This window comes from Spongiactinospora sp. 9N601, assembly GCF_044326295.1.
Taxonomy (GTDB): domain Bacteria; phylum Actinomycetota; class Actinomycetes; order Streptosporangiales; family Streptosporangiaceae; genus Spongiactinospora; species Spongiactinospora gelatinilytica.
On the sequence record NZ_JBIRBB010000002.1, the window covers coordinates 495,069 to 510,317 of the forward strand.

Sequence of the window (15,249 nt, forward strand, 5' to 3'; positions counted from 1 at the left end):
ACATCCGGCTCCGCCTTTCGGGGGATGTGACCCGGCGGGGCGCGGGCCTAGGGTCGAGGCGTGACGCTGGCGACGTCGGGGAGGCGTTATGCGGGAGGCTTCCGGGGAGATCGGCTGGGCGCGGCGCGGGGCATGCCGGTCGAGCGACCCTGAGCTGTTCTTCCCGCCCGCGCCGTCCCTGGACCAGGAGACGCGGGCCAAGGCGGTGTGCGGTCGCTGCCCGGTGATGGCCGAGTGCCGCGCCTACGCGCTGCGCGCGGGTGAGCGCGAGGGCATCTGGGGCGGGATGACGCCGCAGGAGCGGCGCCGGTCGCGCTTCCCGGCGAACTGGCGGCGACCCGCGGCCAGTTGAGCTGTTAGGGGTGTTTGTGCCGTAGCGTGCCACGTGTGACATTGCCAAAGCAGGTCGCCGTGCTGGTGGCCGCCAACGTGCTGAACAACCGGATCGCGCCCCGCCTGGGGCCGCTCACCTCGGCCGCGGCCACCGCCCTGCTCGTCGCGATGGCCAGGAGGTCCGGCGCGAGCTGGGAGGATCTGGGGTTCCACCGCGGCAGGCGGGGAGCCGTCGTGGGCGGCGCGCTGGCGGCCGGTGTCGTCGCGGCGTACACGGCGGGGGTGGCGCTGCCCGCGACGCGCAGGTTCTTCCGCGATGACCGGGCGCTCGGCCTGACCAGGGCGCGGGCGCTGGAGGAGGCCCTGCTCCAGGTGCCGGTGGGCACGGTGCTGCTGGAGGAGGTCGGGTTCCGCGGTGTCGTGTACGGCACGCTCGCCCGCAGCCACGGGGCCGCCACCGCCACCGCCGTGTCCTCCGCACTGTTCGGGCTGTGGCACATCCTGCCCGCGATCGACATGGCCGAGGCCAACCCGGCGCTGGGCCGCCTGGCCTCCGGCGAGGGCATCGAGGAGACGATCGAGGAGATCGTCGAGGAGATCCGCAATCCCGAGGAGGCCCCGCCGCCGCGGCCGTGGAAGAAGCACCTGGACACCGCCCGCGTGGTGGTCGGCAGCGTGGTCGCCACCGCCGCCGCCGGGGTGGTCTACTGCGAGCTGCGCCGCAGGAACGGCCTGCTGGCCCCCTCGCTGTTCCACACCGCCACCAATTCGCTCGGCTACGCCTTCGCCAGGTTGGCCGCCAACCTGCCCGATAACGATTCTCACCCCCGTGGTTGAGGTTCCCCACTCCGGCATGGGGGATTCTTGCCATCCGGGTTGACGCCGGGCGCGGGCCGCCCCCGGACCGCCCGCGTTGTCGTTACCTTCTCCGCGTGGAGGCCGGGGGGTGGCAGGGGGAGGGTCGGGAGGTGGGGGTCAACGTGCGTACCGTCATCGACGTGGACAAGGAACTGCTGGAGTCGGCGCAGCGCCAGCTCGGCACACAGACCATGAAGGAGACCGTGGAGGCGGCGCTGCGGCTCGTGGCCGAACGCGCCGGCCAGCCGGTCGACGTACGCCGCCGCCCGATCGACGGGAGGCGCCACCCGGCCGAGCCGGGCACGCCGTGCGCCGGCCGTCAGTCGGTCGAGACCCGCTGGAACGCCTCGGCGTAGGCATCGGGGCCCAGCCCCGCGCGCTCGGCCGTCTCGGCGAACCGCTGCCGTACGAAGTCGGCGAAGGTCTCCAGGTGGGAGACCTGGCTCGCGTGCGCCTGGAGGGCGGCGAGCTTGCGGTCGATCGTGGCGGTGATGTCCACGAAGTGGTCGGGGGCCGGACCCCCGACCAGCCACACCTCGCGGACCGTCCAGGCGGCGAGCCCCTCTTCGGACAGCAGTTCGGGGAAGGCGTAGGGATTGCGCGCGTCGGGGTAGACCGCGTCGAGGGCGGCCGAGCCGACCGCCCGGTGGTCGGGGTGGCTGGGCGCGATGACGGCGTAGTTGCGCTCGGGGCTGTGGGTGATGACGAGGTCGGGCCGCACCTGGCGGATCACCCGGGCGATGTCGCGGCGCAGGCCCAGGCCGGCCTCGACCGTGCCGTCCGAGTAGCCGAGGAACCGCAGGTCGGTCACCCCGACGGCCTTGGCCGCGGCGGTCTGCTCGGCCCGGCGAAGCGCCCCCATGCCGCCGTTGTCCAGCTCCCGGTCGAAGCCGCCCGCGTCGCCGTCGGTGGTCAGGCAGTAGATCACCTCGACCCCGCGGTCCACCAGCGTGGCGATCGTGCCGGCCGCGGAGAAGTCGATGTCGTCGGGGTGGGCCATCACGGTGAGCACCTTGGTGATCTCATCGTCGCGCAGCACTGAGCGGCCTCCCGTGGTCTCGGGTTCCCCCGTTGATCCTCTTCCCCGCGCAACGCCGCGAAAGTGGGCGCTATTCCGGGCTTCATGGCCGTACTTGTCGGTGCCCGGTCATAACCTAGGGGGGTGTCCACCCGAGTCTCTGCTGATCATTCGTTGCTCGACGGCCTCAACCCGCAGCAGCGGGAGGCCGTCATCCACCACGGCGGCCCGCTGCTCATCGTGGCCGGCGCCGGCTCGGGGAAGACCAGGGTGCTCACGCACCGCATCGCCTATCTGCTGGCCGAGCGCGACGTCCGGCCGCCGGAGATCCTCGCGATCACCTTCACCAACAAGGCCGCGCGCGAGATGAAGGAGCGGGTCGACAAGCTGGTCGGCCCGCGTTCGGCCGCGATGTGGGTGATGACCTTCCACAGCGCGTGCGTCCGCATCCTGCGCCGCGAGGCCAAGCGGCTCGGCTTTCCCAGCGGCTTTTCCATCTACGACCAGGCCGACTCCCAGCGCCTGATGGCGATGGTCTGCCGGGAGATGGACCTCGATCCCAAGCGCTACCCGCCCCGGTCGTTCTCCGCCCAGGTCAGCAACCTGAAGAACGAGCTGATCGACTACGAGTCGGCCGCCGACCGGGCCGGCTCGCACCTGGAGAAGACCCTCGCCGAGGCGTACCGCGCCTACCAGCGGCGGCTCACCGAGGCCGGCGCGATGGACTTCGACGACCTGATCATGCTCACGGTCAACCTGTTCCAGGCGTTCCCCGAGGTCGCCGAGCACTACCGGCGGCGGTTCCGGCACGTCATGGTCGACGAGTACCAGGACACCAACCACGCCCAGTACACGCTGGTCAGGGAGCTGGTCGGGCACACGGCGGTGAAGACCGCCGACGGTGAGGTGGTCCGCGAGGGCGACGACCGGTCCGAGCTGTGCGTGGTCGGCGACGCCGACCAGTCGATCTACGCGTTCCGCGGCGCGACCATCCGCAACATCATGGAGTTCGAGCGCGACTACCCCGACGCCCGGACGATCATGCTGGAACAGAACTACCGTTCCACCCAGAACATCCTGAGCGCCGCCAACGCCGTCATCTCCCGCAACGAGAGCCGCAAGCCGAAGAACCTCTGGTCCGACCAGGGCGCCGGGCCCAAGATCGTCGGTTATGTCGCCGACAACGAGCACGACGAGGCCATGTTCGTCGCCCAGGAGGTCGACAAGCTGGCCGACGACGAAGGCGTCGCGCCCGGTCAGGTGGCGGTCTTCTACCGCACCAACGCGGCCTCCCGGGTCTTCGAGGAGATCTTCATCCGCACCGGCCTGCCGTACAAGGTGGTCGGCGGGGTGCGCTTCTACGAGCGCAAGGAGGTCCGCGACCTGCTGGCCTACCTGCGGGTGCTGGCCAACCCCGGCGACGTGGTGTCGCTGCGGCGGATCATCAACGTGCCCAAGCGCGGCATCGGCGACCGGGCCGAGGCGATGGTGGAGGCGTTCGCCACCAGAGAGCGGATCTCGTTCTGGGAGGGGCTGCTACGGGCCGAGGAGGCCCCCGGCCTGGCCACCCGATCGCTCAACGCGATCAAGGAGTTCACCGCGCTGCTGACCGAGCTCCAGGAGAAGGCCGAGGGCGTGCCGCCCGCCGCGCTGGCCGAAGACGTGCTGGTCAGCACCGGCTACCGGGCCGAGCTGGAAAACTCCGAAGACCCGCAAGACGAAAGCCGCCTGGAAAACCTGGACGAGCTGATCGCGGTGGCCGCCGAGTTCGAGGAGGCCGACCCGGAGGGCACGCTGGTCCAGTTCCTTGAGCAGGTCTCGCTGGTGGCCGACGCCGACCAGATCCCCGGTGGCGGCGCGGGCGTCGTGCCGCCGGGTGAGCGGGCCCCCGAGTCCACCTCGGGCGGGGTGGTGACGCTGATGACCCTGCACACGGCCAAGGGGCTGGAGTTCCCGGTGGTGTTCCTGACCGGCCTGGAAGACGGCGTGTTCCCGCACTCCCGCTCGCTCGGCGAGCCCAAGGAGCTGGAGGAGGAGCGCCGCCTGGCCTACGTCGGCATCACCCGCGCCCAGCAGCGGCTCTACGTCACCAGGGCGGCGGTGCGCAGTTCGTGGGGCGCGCCCTCGTTCAACCCGGCCTCGCGGTTCCTGGCCGAGGTGCCGCGCGACCTGATCGACTGGCGCACCGACCCGGAGAAGTCCGCCTGGTCCGCGGCGACCACCCGGCGCGAGCCCGCGGCCCGCTCCCGCGACACCGGTGGCCGGCCGGTGGCCAGTTACGCGCCCGGCGACCGGGTCACCCACGACAAGTTCGGGCTGGGCACGGTGGTCTCGGTGGACGGCATGGCGGAGAAGGCCAAGGTCAAGGTGGACTTCGGGGCCTCGGGCGAAAAGACCCTCATGGCGGCCTACGCCCCGATGGAAAAACTCTGATCCACGCGAAACGCGCACCCCGGACCGGGCCGCAGTGGGCCCGGTCCGGGGTGCGCGGTGCGATCAGCGGAAGAGACCGGACAGAAAGTCCGGCAGTCCCTGGAGCTTGACGCCCACGGAGCCGAGGTCGATCGCCGTGGCCCGGCGCGTCTCGGTCGTGGGCCGCTCGGCGCGCCTGCCCCACTCGGTGAACCGCGAGTCGTTGATCGTCGTGGTCCTGGAGCGCGAGTTGTCGAGCCTGGTCCAGGTGGTGGTGAGCCGCCGGGGCAGTTCGTCCTGGCCGAGCCAGAGCCGCCAGCTCACCGCCGTGTCCGGGTCGTACCTGGCGTGGGTGCTGCGGAATCCCGGGGAGACGCGGGCCAGCTCGCCCATGCTGATCGTGCCGGACATCACCGTGGTGGGCGTGCCGTCGAGGACCTCTGACGGCTGCCTGCCGGTGTAGGCGCTGAGCAGTACGGCCCGCAGCGTGTCGGGCTCCAGCAGGTGGACCGGCCCCGCGGAGGTGGGGGTCGCGGCGGCCAGTCGCGGGGCGCCCGGACCCGGGTAGGCCGTGTAGCCAGGGTTGCCCGGGTTGCCGGTGTAGCCCGGGTAGTAGGCGTCATCGGTGATGAGCGGCCAGGCCGTCTCCGGTTCCATGCGCACGCTCGCACCGGAGGTGTTCGCGGTGATGGACACCCTCGTCGCGACCGGCCCGGACTCCTCGAAGTCCACGGTGGTGTCGGTGCGCACCCGCGCCACCGGCTCCCCGTTGACCGCGCTGGTGGTGACCTCGGCGACGCGGACCCCGCGGCGCTCGGCGAGCTGCCGGCGCAGCGCGGCCACCGGGGCCGTGGGATCGACGGCCCAGCCGGGCAGGATGTGATCGACCGGCGTCACCGTGTCCTTCGCCGTCGCCGGGCCCGCGGCACTCGTCATCGCCGCCGCGGTGGCGGTGCTTATCGTGGCTACGGCCAGGGCGGCCTTCCAGCGCACGTTCATCTGATTCCCCCGAACTTCAAGATCTCGGTTCGGTCACGGTATCGACCGGGAGCGCCGGGTTCCGACGAATAAAGTTCGTGTACGAACTAATTTCGGTAAAAGGCAGGGATGCCAGAAGCCGGACACGACGAAACGGCCCCGCGCTCGCAGGAGCGCGGGGCCGTCGTGGAACGGCTCACCTACCGGTCGTGGGTCACTTCCGGCCGACGAGACTGCCCAGCGTGCCGTCCGGGATCAGGTCGATCGGGTTCTCGCCGCCGAAGTCGAGGTCCTCGGGGCTGGCGACCTGGTCGGCCGGCGGGGCCTTGATCGTCACCTTGGCGCCCCAGGAGGAGTACCGGCTGTCGGTGACGGCTCGGTACTCCGCCTTCATGAACTCCTGCTCCACGGAGGTGGTCACCCGCCGCGGGAGGTTCTTGGCGTCCAGCCACAGCTTCCAGTCGATCTTGACCTTGGCGTCCTTGCCCTTGGGCCTGTTCACGGACTGCCCACGGTACGACGGCGAGAGCTTGTACAGCTCGCCGACGGTGATCGTGCCGCGGTAGACGGTGGTGCTCGCCCCGTCCACCTTGCCGCCGTTGCCCTTGGCCTTGGCGCTCGCCGTGATCGTGGTGAGCGTCTTGGGCTCGAAGACGTTGATCGCCTGCGAGCTCAGCTCGGTCGGCTTGATCGCGTCCTTGCCCTTCACCGGGACCCACGACTTGCCCTGGGGCAGGTGCTCGGTGATGGCGGGGTGGGAGAGGTAGGACGCCTTCGGCAGCGCGATCACCCGGTACGGCGAGGTGAACAGCTTGACGAAGTCGATCTCCTGCTCACCGCTGTAATCGTGCTCGGCGTCCTTCTTGAAGACGTCGAGCATTTTCTTGTCCCAGATCTGACGGAACGTGGCATCGGACGCCACGATCCCCGAGCCGCCGAACTGAAAGGTCGCCTTGACCTTGGTGCCGACGAGCCGCTTCCCGTCAAGAGTGGTCTGGGAAGACTCGGTGTAGGAAACACCGTGGTTGTTCCTGAACTGCTTCTTCAAGGCGTCGCCCGGCGTGGCGGGGGCCGTTGCCGCCTGCGCGCTCGCGGGGGTCGCCATGGCCAGAGCGGGCGCGACGAGCGCTGCGGCCGCGATGGCGATGAGTCGCCTCATAGGGATTCGATCCTCCAGTAAGTCGTCTCGCTGGAATCGCGAGACGGTGCCGGAACATACTGGCAGGCCGTGATCACGGAAATGTCACGAATCCTGGAAATGTAGAAGTTAATGACGATGAATAGCGGCATCGGGTATCGGAGACATCGCTTTCCGTAAATCTTGTGCGTTTCTTGTGCAGAAGTACCGCGTTTCACACTCATGCGAGGGTGGGGTGTGGTAGGCGGCTCGCCGGGGGTGCGGTTACGCTGCGGGAGACGGCAACGCCCTCTGGGAGGTCTGGATGGAACCCACCGAACGGATCCGTGTCGTGATCGCCAAGCCCGGGCTCGACGGTCATGACCGGGGCGTCAAGATCGTGGCGCGGGCCCTGCGCGACGCGGGCATGGAGGTCGTCTACATGGGCCTGCATCAGACCCCCGAGCAGATCGTGCACGGCGCGATCCAGGAGGACGCCCAGGCGATCGGGCTGTCCATCCTGTCCGGCGCGCACATGACGCTTTTCGCGCGCGTCCTCGAACTTCTCCGCGAACAGGACGCCGCCGACATCAAGGTCTTCGGCGGCGGCATCATCCCGGACGAGGACATTCCCGAGCTGGACCGCCTGGGCGTGGCCAAGGTCTTCACCCCCGGCGCGACCACCCAGGAGATCGTGGAGTGGGTCCGTGACGCGATCCCTGCACGCGTTTAGTGGGGTTTGTGATGCTTTGCCGCTTCTGTGGGGTTGTCTGACGGGGCTAAAACCGACCCCGTGACCTGCGCGGGTCTTTCGGGGGGCTAGGCTTCACTGGCGAAAACGCCGGGCAGTCGGCGGATCTTGTAGCGGCCCGATCCGGGCCCCGCATGCCTTCCCGCGCACCCGAAGACCACAAGTAGCAAAGAAGCCGGAAAAGCAAGGACGGACCCTCGTGGACCTGTTCGAACATCAGGCGAAGGACCTCTTCGCGGCCTACGGCATCCCGGTGCCGCGCGGCATCGTCGCGCACACCCCCGAGGAGGCGCGCGGCGCGGCGGAGCAGTTGACCGGCCGGGTCGTCGTGAAAGCCCAGGTGAAGACCGGGGGCCGCGGCAAGGCCGGCGGAGTGAAGCTGGCCGGCGACGCCGCCGACGCGGCCAAGAAGGCCACCGAGATCCTTGGCATGGACATCAAGGGCCACACGGTCCACAAGGTCCTCGTCGAGGAGGCCAGCGCGATCGCCGAGGAGTACTACTTCTCCTTCCTCCTCGACCGCGCCAACCGTGACTTCCTGGCCATCTGCTCCGCCTCCGGCGGCATGGACATCGAAGAGGTCGCGCACACCGCTCCGGAGAAGGTGGCCAAGGTCTCCATCTCCCCGCTGACGGGCGTGGACCGCGCCAAGGCCAGGGAGATCGCCCAGGCCGGTGGGCTGCCCGTGCGCGCGCTGGAGGGCGCGGCCGAGCTGATCGAGAAGCTCTGGTGCGCCTTCGTGGACGAAGACGCCACCCTCGTCGAGGTCAACCCCATGATCCTGGCCGCCGACGGCCAGGTGAAGGCCCTCGACGGGAAGGTGACCCTCGACGACAACGCCGTCTTCCGCCAGCCCGACCACGAGGCCCTCGCCGACAAGAGCGCCGAGGACCCGCTGGAGGCCGCGGCCAAGGCCCGCGACCTCAACTACGTCAAGCTGGACGGCAGCGTCGGGATCATCGGCAACGGCGCCGGCCTGGTGATGTCCACCCTCGACGTGGTGGCCTACGCCGGGGAGCCGTTCGGCGGGCAGCGCCCGGCCAACTTCCTGGACATCGGCGGCGGCGCGTCCGCCGAGGTGATGGCGGCCGGCCTGGAGATCATCCTGTCCGACCCGTCGGTGCGCTCGATCTTCGTGAACGTGTTCGGCGGCATCACCGCCTGCGACGCGGTGGCCAACGGCGTCGTCGCGGCGTTCCGGCTGCTGGAGGAGCGGGGCGAGGCGGTGTCGCGGCCGCTGGTGGTACGCCTGGACGGCAACAACGCCGCGCTCGGGCGGCAGATCCTGGCCGACGCGAACCTGGCCGGGGTCGAACTGGTGGACACCATGGACGATGCGGCACGGCGGGCGGCCGAGCTGGCCGCGGTAGGGGTGAGCTGAAGATGGCGATCTGGCTGACCGAGCGGTCGCGGATCATCGTGCAGGGCATGACCGGGTCCGAGGGCACCAAGCACACCCGGCGGATGCTGGCCTCCGGCGCCAACGTCGTCGGCGGCGTCAACGCCCGCAAGGCCGGCACGGTACACGAGGGGCTGCCGGTCTTCGGCTCGGTGGCCGAGGCGATGGACAAGACCGGCGCCGACGTGTCCGTCGTGTTCGTGCCCCCGGCGTTCACCAAGGGCGCGGTCAAGGAGGCGATCGACGCCGCGGTGCCGCTGTGCGTGGTGATCACCGAGGGCGTGCCGGTACACGACTCCACCGAAGCCTGGGCGTACGCCGTCGCCAAGGGCAACGCGACCCGGATCATCGGCCCCAACTGCCCGGGCATCGCCTCGCCCGGCGCCTCCAACGCGGGCATCATCCCCGCCGACATCACCCGCCCCGGCCCGGTCGGGCTGGTGTCAAAGTCCGGGACCCTGACCTACCAGCTCATGTACGAGCTGGCCGACGTGGGCTTCTCCACGGCGGTCGGGATCGGCGGCGACCCGGTGATCGGCACCACGCACATCGACGCCCTGGCCGCCTTCGAGGCCGACCCGCAGACCGAGGCGATCGTGATGATCGGTGAGATCGGCGGAGACGCCGAGGAGCGGGCCGCGGCGTTCATCGAGCGGTCGGTGACCAAGCCGGTGGTCGCGTACGTGGCCGGGTTCACCGCGCCCGAGGGCAAGACGATGGGCCACGCCGGCGCGATCGTGTCCGGCTCTTCGGGCACCGCGCAAGCCAAGAAGGAAGCGCTGGAGAAGGTCGGTGTACGGGTGGGCAAGACGCCCAGCGAGACCGCCGCGCTGATGCGCGAGATCATGCGCTCGCGCGCGTAGCACGCGCGAACCGAAGGTGCCGGGTGCCGAACCCGGCACCTTCGGTCGTTCCTGGGGAAGTCTCCCGAAATGGGCCCCCAACCGGGCGACACGCGGGCCGGGCAACGCCGCGCGAGCCGTCCAGGCTGAGAACATCGACTACTGTGACGGCCCTCTTCGACCAGCTACGGACCGCCCCCCGGACCGTTCTCGGGAAAATCCCCCGCTCCGGCGTCACGGGCGACGATGACGACACGCGCCGTCCGCTGCCCGTCTCCGGCATGATCGCCGCCGCCTGCACCCTGGGCGTCGGCCTCGCCGTGCTCACCACGCTCACCCTGATCGGCTGGATCGCCGCCCCGCGCGGCGCGTTCGGCCCCGGGCTGCCGGGGGTCTTCCGTACGGCGGCGCAGCTCTGGCTCGCCGCCCACCACGCGGGCTTCTCCATTCCCAGCGGCCGGATCGGGCTGCTGCCGCTCGGCCTGGTCGTACTGCCCGCCTACCTGCTCTACCGCGCCGCCCTGTGGATGGCCAGGGACGCCGACCTGCGGGTGCGGATGCCCGCCCGGCTGCCCAAGGGCAGCTCCAAGGACCTCGCGAGCGCCCGCCGCCGCGCCCAGCTCGTCCTGGTGGCCCAGGCGGGCGTCTCGCTCGCCGCGCCGTACGCGCTGCTGGCCGGGGTGATCGCGCTCATCGCGCGCAACGACCTCACCCAGCCGCACCTCGCCGAAGTGCTGGTCAGCCACCTGCTGCTGGCCTTCGCCGCGGGCTGCCTGGCCACCGCCAGGACCATCGGGCCCTGGCGGATCATGCTGCGGCTGCTGCCCGAGCGGGCCAGGGCCCTCACGCAGGGCACCGCGACCGCGCTGGCGATCATGCTGGCCGCCGGGTTCGTGCTGGTCCTCGGTGCCGTCGTGATCAACTTCGGCGAGGTGCGCGAGCTGACGGACGCGCTGTCGCCCGGGGTCGTCGGCGGCGCGCTGCTGATCCTGATCCAGGTCCTCTACCTGCTCAACTGCGTCATCTGGGGGCTGGCCTACATCGCCGGGCCCGGGTTCGCGATCGGCAGTGGCACCCTGGTGGCGCCGACCGGCGTACAGCTCGGCGAGGTGCCGACCCTGCCGATCTTCGCCGCGCTGCCGGACGCCGGGCCCGCCTCGCCGTGGCTGATGGCCCTGCCCGCGCTGCCGTTCGCGGCGGGCGCGGTGGCCGGGCTGGTCCTGGTCCGGGTCGCGCCGTCGCCCTCCTACGAGGTCGCGCCGCTGTGGGGGTTCTTGTGCGGGCTGACCACTGGCGCGGTGGCGGGGCTGCTGGCCGCGCTGTCCGGCGGGCCGCTCGGCTACGGCCGGCTGGCCGCCGTCGGCCCGTCCGCGTGGGAGGTCATGCTGTCGGTCACCCTGGAGGTCGGCGTGGCCGCAGGGGCCGCGGCGGGGGTGTCCAACTGGTGGCTGGTGTTCCGCGCCTCCCGCGGTCACGCCGGGGCGCTGGCCAGGCTCGGTACGGCGGCGGCCCCGGTACGCAAGGCGGGCGCGGCGCTGGCCAAGGTGGCCGGCCGGGTGGGCCTGGCCGAACCACGCCAGGACGCCGTCCACCGGCTGCCCGGACACTGGCTGGACGCCGCCGAGGACGACACCCAGGAGATCCCCGCCGTCAGGGACGACTGGATGGACGAGCACGCCTCCGCCGAGGCGGGCGCCGACTCGGCGGCAGGGCGGCCGGGCACGCCCCGCAAGGACATCGTCGATGAGAGCGACGACCGTGGGGGCCACGTCATCTACGTCGATCCGTACGCCTGGGACCGCGACTGAGCCCCGGCTCGAACCGCCTGCTCAGGGCGCGAACGGGAACTGCAGGTCGCCCGGCTTCAGGAAGGGCATCTTCTGCTCCAGCCCGCGCTCCAGGAGGTTCACGCACTCCTCCATGGACGCCACCGTGCCCGCGCCGATCTTGCACTCGGTGTAGGCGGCCAGCTCCTGGCTGAAGTAGATCTGGCCGGCGATCGCGAGCAGCGACCACAGCAGCGACAGCGTCGAGACGACGACGGCCGTCACGACCAGGGCGAACGGCTTGGCCGCCCGGCGCAGCGCGCCCACCGCGCGGATGCCGGCCACCAGGGCGATCATGCACAGCACGACACCCGCGAGCGGCAACAGCAGGGTCATCGCCACCGCCGCCAGCGCCAGCCATACCGCCCGGCGGCCCGCCGCCTCCGGGGTCTGCTGCCCGATGGGGGTCTGGACGGGTGTCGTCACCTGGGCCTCCTCTGCCTTGCTCTCCTCGGAGGGTACCCTGGCTGCGGCGCGCGGGACCCCGCCGTCCCGGTGACCTCTGCCCGAATGGAGCCCCTCCGTGTCCGACCAGGCCGTCCTCCGGCTCGTGGTGCTCGTCTCCGGTTCAGGGACCAACCTGCAAGCCCTTCTGGACGCCTCCCGAGAGGCCGGCTACGGGGCCGAGATCGTCGCCGTGGGGGCCGACCGCACCGGCATCGAGGGGCTGGCCAGGGCCGAGCGGGCCGGCGTGCCGACCTTCGTGGAACGGCTGGCCGACCACCCCGACCGCGCCGGGTGGGACATCGCGCTGGCCCGGCGCATCGCCGCCTGGAAGCCGGATCTGGTGGTGTGCGCCGGCTTCATGAAGATCCTGGGTGCGCCCACCATCGAGGCGTTCCCGGTGGTCAACACGCATCCGGCGCTGCTGCCGGCCTTTCCCGGCGCGCACGGCGTACGCGACGCCCTGGCGTACGGCGTGCGGGTGACCGGCTGTACGGTCATGTTCGCCGACGCGGGCGTGGACACCGGCCCGATCATCGCCCAGGAGACCGTCCCCGTGTACGACGGAGACGACGAGCACCTGCTGCACGAGCGGATCAAGGCCGTGGAGCGGGTGCTGCTGGTCGAGACGATCGGGCGGATGGCCCGCGAGGGCTGGTCCGTTTCGGGCCGGAGAGTTCGCCTTGGCGGGTGACCGCCGGGCTTTGAGTAGTTCCGCCAGGAAGGATGAGAAGTGACCCGCATCGCCGTCAGGCGCGCGTTGATCGCCGTGTACGACAAATCCGGGCTTGAGGAGCTGGCCCGCGGCCTCGACGCGGCAGGCGTCGAGATCGTTTCGACCGGGGGCACGGCGGCGCGGATCGCGTCGTACGGCGTGCGGGTGACCCCCGTGGAGTCGCTGACCGGATTCCCCGAGTGCCTGGACGGCAGGGTGAAGACCCTGCACCCGAGGGTCCACGCGGGCCTGCTGGCCGACATGCGCAACCCCGGGCACGTGACCCAGCTCGCCGAGCTGGAGATCGAGCCGTTCGAGCTGGTCGTGGTCAACCTGTACCCGTTCAGTGAGACGGTCGCCTCCGGGGCGTCCGACGCCGAGTGCGTCGAGCAGATCGACATCGGCGGCCCCGCCATGATCCGCGCCGCCGCGAAGAACCACTCCACGGTCGCCGTCGTCGTGGACCCCGCCTCCTATGGCGACGTGCTGGCCGCGGTCGCCGAGGGCGGCTTCACCGAGGCGGCCCGCCGCCGGCTCGCCGCGGGCGCCTACGCCCACACCGCCGCCTACGACGTCGCCGTGGCCTCCTGGTTCGCCACCCGCGAGGACGTGGCCGACGACGAGTGGCCCGGCTTCATGGGCGCGACCTGGCAGCGGGCGTCGGTGCTGCGGTACGGCGAGAACCCGCACCAGCGGGCCGCCCTCTACACCGGCACCGCGCAGACCGGCGGGCTGGCCGGGGCCGAGCAACTGCACGGCAAGGAGATGTCCTACAACAACTACGTCGACGCCGACGCCGCCTGGCGGGCCGCCTGGGACTTCGCCGACCCGTGCGTGGCGATCATCAAGCACGCCAACCCGTGCGGCATCGCGGTCGGCGCGGACGTCGCCGAGGCCCACCGCAAGGCCCACGCCTGCGACCCGGTGTCCGCCTACGGCGGGGTGATCGCGGTCAACGGGGCGGTCACGGCCGAGCTGGCGGAGCAGATCGCGGAGATCTTCACCGAGGTCGTGGTGGCCACCGCGTTCGACGAGCAGGCCCTGGCCGTGCTGCGCGGCAAGAAGAACATCCGCCTGCTGCGCTGCCCGTCGGGACCGGCCGACTCCAGCGAGTTCCGCAGGATCGACGGCGGGCTGCTGGTGCAGGGCGTGGACCGCCTCGACGCCCCCGGCGACACGCCGTCGTCGTGGGAGCTGAAGGCGGGCCCGGCGGTCTCCGCCGAGGTGTTCGCCGACCTGGCCTTCGCCTGGCGGGCCTGCCGTTCGGTGAAGTCGAACGCCATCCTGCTCGCCGCCGACCGCGCCACGGTCGGGGTCGGCATGGGGCAGGTCAACCGGGTCGACTCCGCCCGCCTCGCGGTCACCCGCGCGGGCGAGCGCGCCACCGGCTCGGTCGCCGCCTCCGACGCCTACTTCCCCTTCCCTGACGGCCTCATGGTCCTCGCCGACGCGGGCGTGCGCGCGGTGGTCGAGCCGGGCGGCTCCATCCGCGACGCCGAGGTCATCGAGGCGGCCCAGAACGCCGGGATCTCGCTGTACTTCACGGGCACCCGCCACTTCTTCCACTGACACCTCGGGGCGGGCCCCTGCGTTGGGCCCGCCCCGACTCGAACACAGATTCCCTCAATTCGCTGCCACTGAGGGTGACATGGGCGATACTAAGTGTGTCATTCTGATGATGCCTCGTCCCCCCAGGAGCGAAGGGTGATCGACCCATGGCGACTACCGCCACACCTTCCAGGAAGCGCACGGCGACGCGCGGCGATCACGGCGGTCGCGAAGGCGGTGATGAGATGTCCGAGCGCTTCACGGTGGACCGGGCCGTGGAGCCCGCCGTGTCGGCCGACGTGGGCGTAGGTCCGGTCGGCTTCGACGAATCCGACATCGAGCCCGTCGCCCAGCCGACGAGGCTGCGGACCGCGCGAGACGTTTACCGTTGGCTTCCGCGCATTCCCGGCTGGAGCGTCGCGGCGATCGACGGGCGGATCACGATGAGCCCCGCGGGAGGGGTCGGCCACGCCCTCGGGATGACCGCTTTCGTCGTCGCGACGCACTCCGTGGCCAAGGAGCGCGATTGGATCGTGTTCGGCGGCACGGTCGACGTCTGCTTCTTTCCCCGGCGTGACACCTATGTGCCCGACCTCGTCATCGCGCCCCAGGGCTGCAGGACCTGGGGAGATGATCTACACTCGGCGGGCGTCCTGCTGGTCGGTGAGATCGTTTCGCCGGGCACGACCCAGGTCGATCGGATCGAGAAGCCCGCCACCGCCGCGCGGGCCGGTATCCCCATCATGCTGCTGGTCGATCCGATCGGGCGGCCCGCGTCGGTGATCGTGTACAGCAGGCCGGTGGACGGGCGGTACGAGGAGTCGATCACCGTCGATCTCGGCGTCACGGTACACCTGCCCGCGCCCGTAGACCTTGATCTCGACACGTCGATCTTCATCCGCCGTGCGGAGGCATAACTAAGGGCGGAGTTGGTTGATTCGGGACAAAGTGGGCCGCTCGGGCGGTTAATCTGGAGCATCCCCTTAGACGTACTTGCCCCGGAGTTTG

Annotated in this window: 15 protein-coding genes; 11 read left to right on the forward strand and 4 right to left on the reverse strand. The window is 70.9% G+C overall.

What is annotated here, in order from left to right:
• The first annotated feature begins 88 nt into the window (after positions 1-88).
• From ACH34R_RS05885 to ACH34R_RS05895, 3 genes are all read left to right on the forward strand, one after another.
• Positions 89-352 carry a WhiB family transcriptional regulator gene (locus ACH34R_RS05885; RefSeq protein WP_397560249.1) on the forward strand — a complete coding sequence of 88 codons (264 nt, stop codon included), beginning with the start codon at positions 89-91 and terminating at the stop codon, positions 350-352.
• Positions 353-387: 35 nt separating this feature from the next.
• Positions 388-1,170, forward strand: coding sequence for a CPBP family intramembrane glutamic endopeptidase (locus ACH34R_RS05890; protein WP_397560250.1), 783 nt, complete (start codon positions 388-390; stop codon positions 1,168-1,170).
• 131 nt (positions 1,171-1,301) lie between these two features.
• A complete protein-coding gene (locus ACH34R_RS05895; protein ID WP_397560251.1) occupies positions 1,302-1,547 on the forward strand; it encodes a type II toxin-antitoxin system VapB family antitoxin in 246 nt (81 codons plus the stop codon).
• Here the strand turns inward: ACH34R_RS05895 and ACH34R_RS05900 are convergent.
• Positions 1,511-2,230: a PIG-L deacetylase family protein gene (locus ACH34R_RS05900; protein ID WP_397560252.1), complete on the reverse strand. Its 720-nt coding sequence runs from the start codon at positions 2,228-2,230 to the stop codon at positions 1,511-1,513. The genes ACH34R_RS05895 and ACH34R_RS05900 overlap by 37 nt on opposite strands.
• A gap of 153 nt (positions 2,231-2,383) precedes the next feature.
• Here ACH34R_RS05900 and pcrA point away from each other — a divergent pair, with 153 nt between their 5' ends.
• Positions 2,384-4,642 (forward strand): DNA helicase PcrA, encoded by a 2,259-nt coding sequence (gene pcrA / locus ACH34R_RS05905; RefSeq protein WP_397560469.1) that lies wholly within the window; start codon positions 2,384-2,386, stop codon positions 4,640-4,642.
• 63 nt (positions 4,643-4,705) lie between these two features.
• Here the strand turns inward: pcrA and ACH34R_RS05910 are convergent, their stop codons facing one another.
• Both ACH34R_RS05910 and ACH34R_RS05915 read right to left on the reverse strand, forming a co-directional pair.
• Entirely contained in the window at positions 4,706-5,620 is a 915-nt protein-coding gene (locus ACH34R_RS05910) for a hypothetical protein (RefSeq protein ID WP_397560253.1), read from the reverse strand.
• Positions 5,621-5,813: 193 nt separating this feature from the next.
• A complete protein-coding gene (locus ACH34R_RS05915) occupies positions 5,814-6,758 on the reverse strand; it encodes a hypothetical protein (protein WP_397560254.1) in 945 nt (314 codons plus the stop codon).
• Positions 6,759-7,041: 283 nt separating this feature from the next.
• Between ACH34R_RS05915 and ACH34R_RS05920 the strand changes: the two genes are divergently transcribed.
• The 4 genes from ACH34R_RS05920 to ACH34R_RS05935 all read left to right on the forward strand — a co-directional run bounded on the left by ACH34R_RS05920 (position 7,042) and on the right by ACH34R_RS05935 (position 11,516).
• Positions 7,042-7,449 carry a cobalamin B12-binding domain-containing protein gene (locus tag ACH34R_RS05920; protein ID WP_397560255.1) on the forward strand — a complete coding sequence of 136 codons (408 nt, stop codon included), beginning with the start codon at positions 7,042-7,044 and terminating at the stop codon, positions 7,447-7,449.
• 217 nt (positions 7,450-7,666) lie between these two features.
• Positions 7,667-8,848 carry an ADP-forming succinate--CoA ligase subunit beta gene (gene sucC, locus ACH34R_RS05925; RefSeq protein WP_397560256.1) on the forward strand — a complete coding sequence of 394 codons (1,182 nt, stop codon included), beginning with the start codon at positions 7,667-7,669 and terminating at the stop codon, positions 8,846-8,848.
• Positions 8,849-8,850: 2 nt separating this feature from the next.
• Positions 8,851-9,729 carry a succinate--CoA ligase subunit alpha gene (sucD, locus tag ACH34R_RS05930; protein WP_397560257.1) on the forward strand — a complete coding sequence of 293 codons (879 nt, stop codon included), beginning with the start codon at positions 8,851-8,853 and terminating at the stop codon, positions 9,727-9,729.
• Between the two features lie 143 nt (positions 9,730-9,872).
• Positions 9,873-11,516, forward strand: coding sequence for a DUF6350 family protein (locus tag ACH34R_RS05935; protein WP_397560258.1), 1,644 nt, complete (start codon positions 9,873-9,875; stop codon positions 11,514-11,516).
• Between the two features lie 21 nt (positions 11,517-11,537).
• Here ACH34R_RS05935 and ACH34R_RS05940 read toward each other — a convergent pair whose 3' ends face one another.
• A complete protein-coding gene (locus ACH34R_RS05940) occupies positions 11,538-11,960 on the reverse strand; it encodes a hypothetical protein (RefSeq protein ID WP_397560259.1) in 423 nt (140 codons plus the stop codon).
• Between the two features lie 97 nt (positions 11,961-12,057).
• On the opposite strand from ACH34R_RS05940, the gene purN reads away from it, so the two are divergent.
• From purN to ACH34R_RS05955, 3 genes are all read left to right on the forward strand, one after another.
• Positions 12,058-12,672, forward strand: a complete 615-nt coding sequence (gene purN, locus ACH34R_RS05945) for a phosphoribosylglycinamide formyltransferase (RefSeq protein WP_397560260.1) — start codon at positions 12,058-12,060, stop codon at positions 12,670-12,672.
• Positions 12,673-12,711: 39 nt separating this feature from the next.
• Complete coding sequence (gene purH / locus ACH34R_RS05950) at positions 12,712-14,262, forward strand: bifunctional phosphoribosylaminoimidazolecarboxamide formyltransferase/IMP cyclohydrolase (protein WP_397560261.1); 1,551 nt, start codon at positions 12,712-12,714, stop codon at positions 14,260-14,262.
• A gap of 224 nt (positions 14,263-14,486) precedes the next feature.
• Positions 14,487-15,158, forward strand: coding sequence for a Uma2 family endonuclease (locus tag ACH34R_RS05955; protein WP_397560262.1), 672 nt, complete (start codon positions 14,487-14,489; stop codon positions 15,156-15,158).
• Positions 15,159-15,249: the final 91 nt, after the last annotated feature.

Bases quoted from the DNA above. Each gene is read 5' to 3' on its own strand.
- ACH34R_RS05885 (WP_397560249.1), top strand. From the start codon at position 89: ATGCGGGAGGCTTCCGGGGAGATCGGCTGGGCGCGGCGCGGGGCATGC.
- ACH34R_RS05910 (WP_397560253.1), bottom strand. From the start codon at position 5,620: ATGAACGTGCGCTGGAAGGCCGCCCTGGCCGTAGCCACGATAAGCACC.
- ACH34R_RS05915 (WP_397560254.1), bottom strand. From the start codon at position 6,758: ATGAGGCGACTCATCGCCATCGCGGCCGCAGCGCTCGTCGCGCCCGCT.
- ACH34R_RS05920 (WP_397560255.1), top strand. From the start codon at position 7,042: ATGGAACCCACCGAACGGATCCGTGTCGTGATCGCCAAGCCCGGGCTC.
- sucD (WP_397560257.1), top strand. From the start codon at position 8,851: ATGGCGATCTGGCTGACCGAGCGGTCGCGGATCATCGTGCAGGGCATG.
- ACH34R_RS05955 (WP_397560262.1), top strand. From the start codon at position 14,487: ATGTCCGAGCGCTTCACGGTGGACCGGGCCGTGGAGCCCGCCGTGTCG.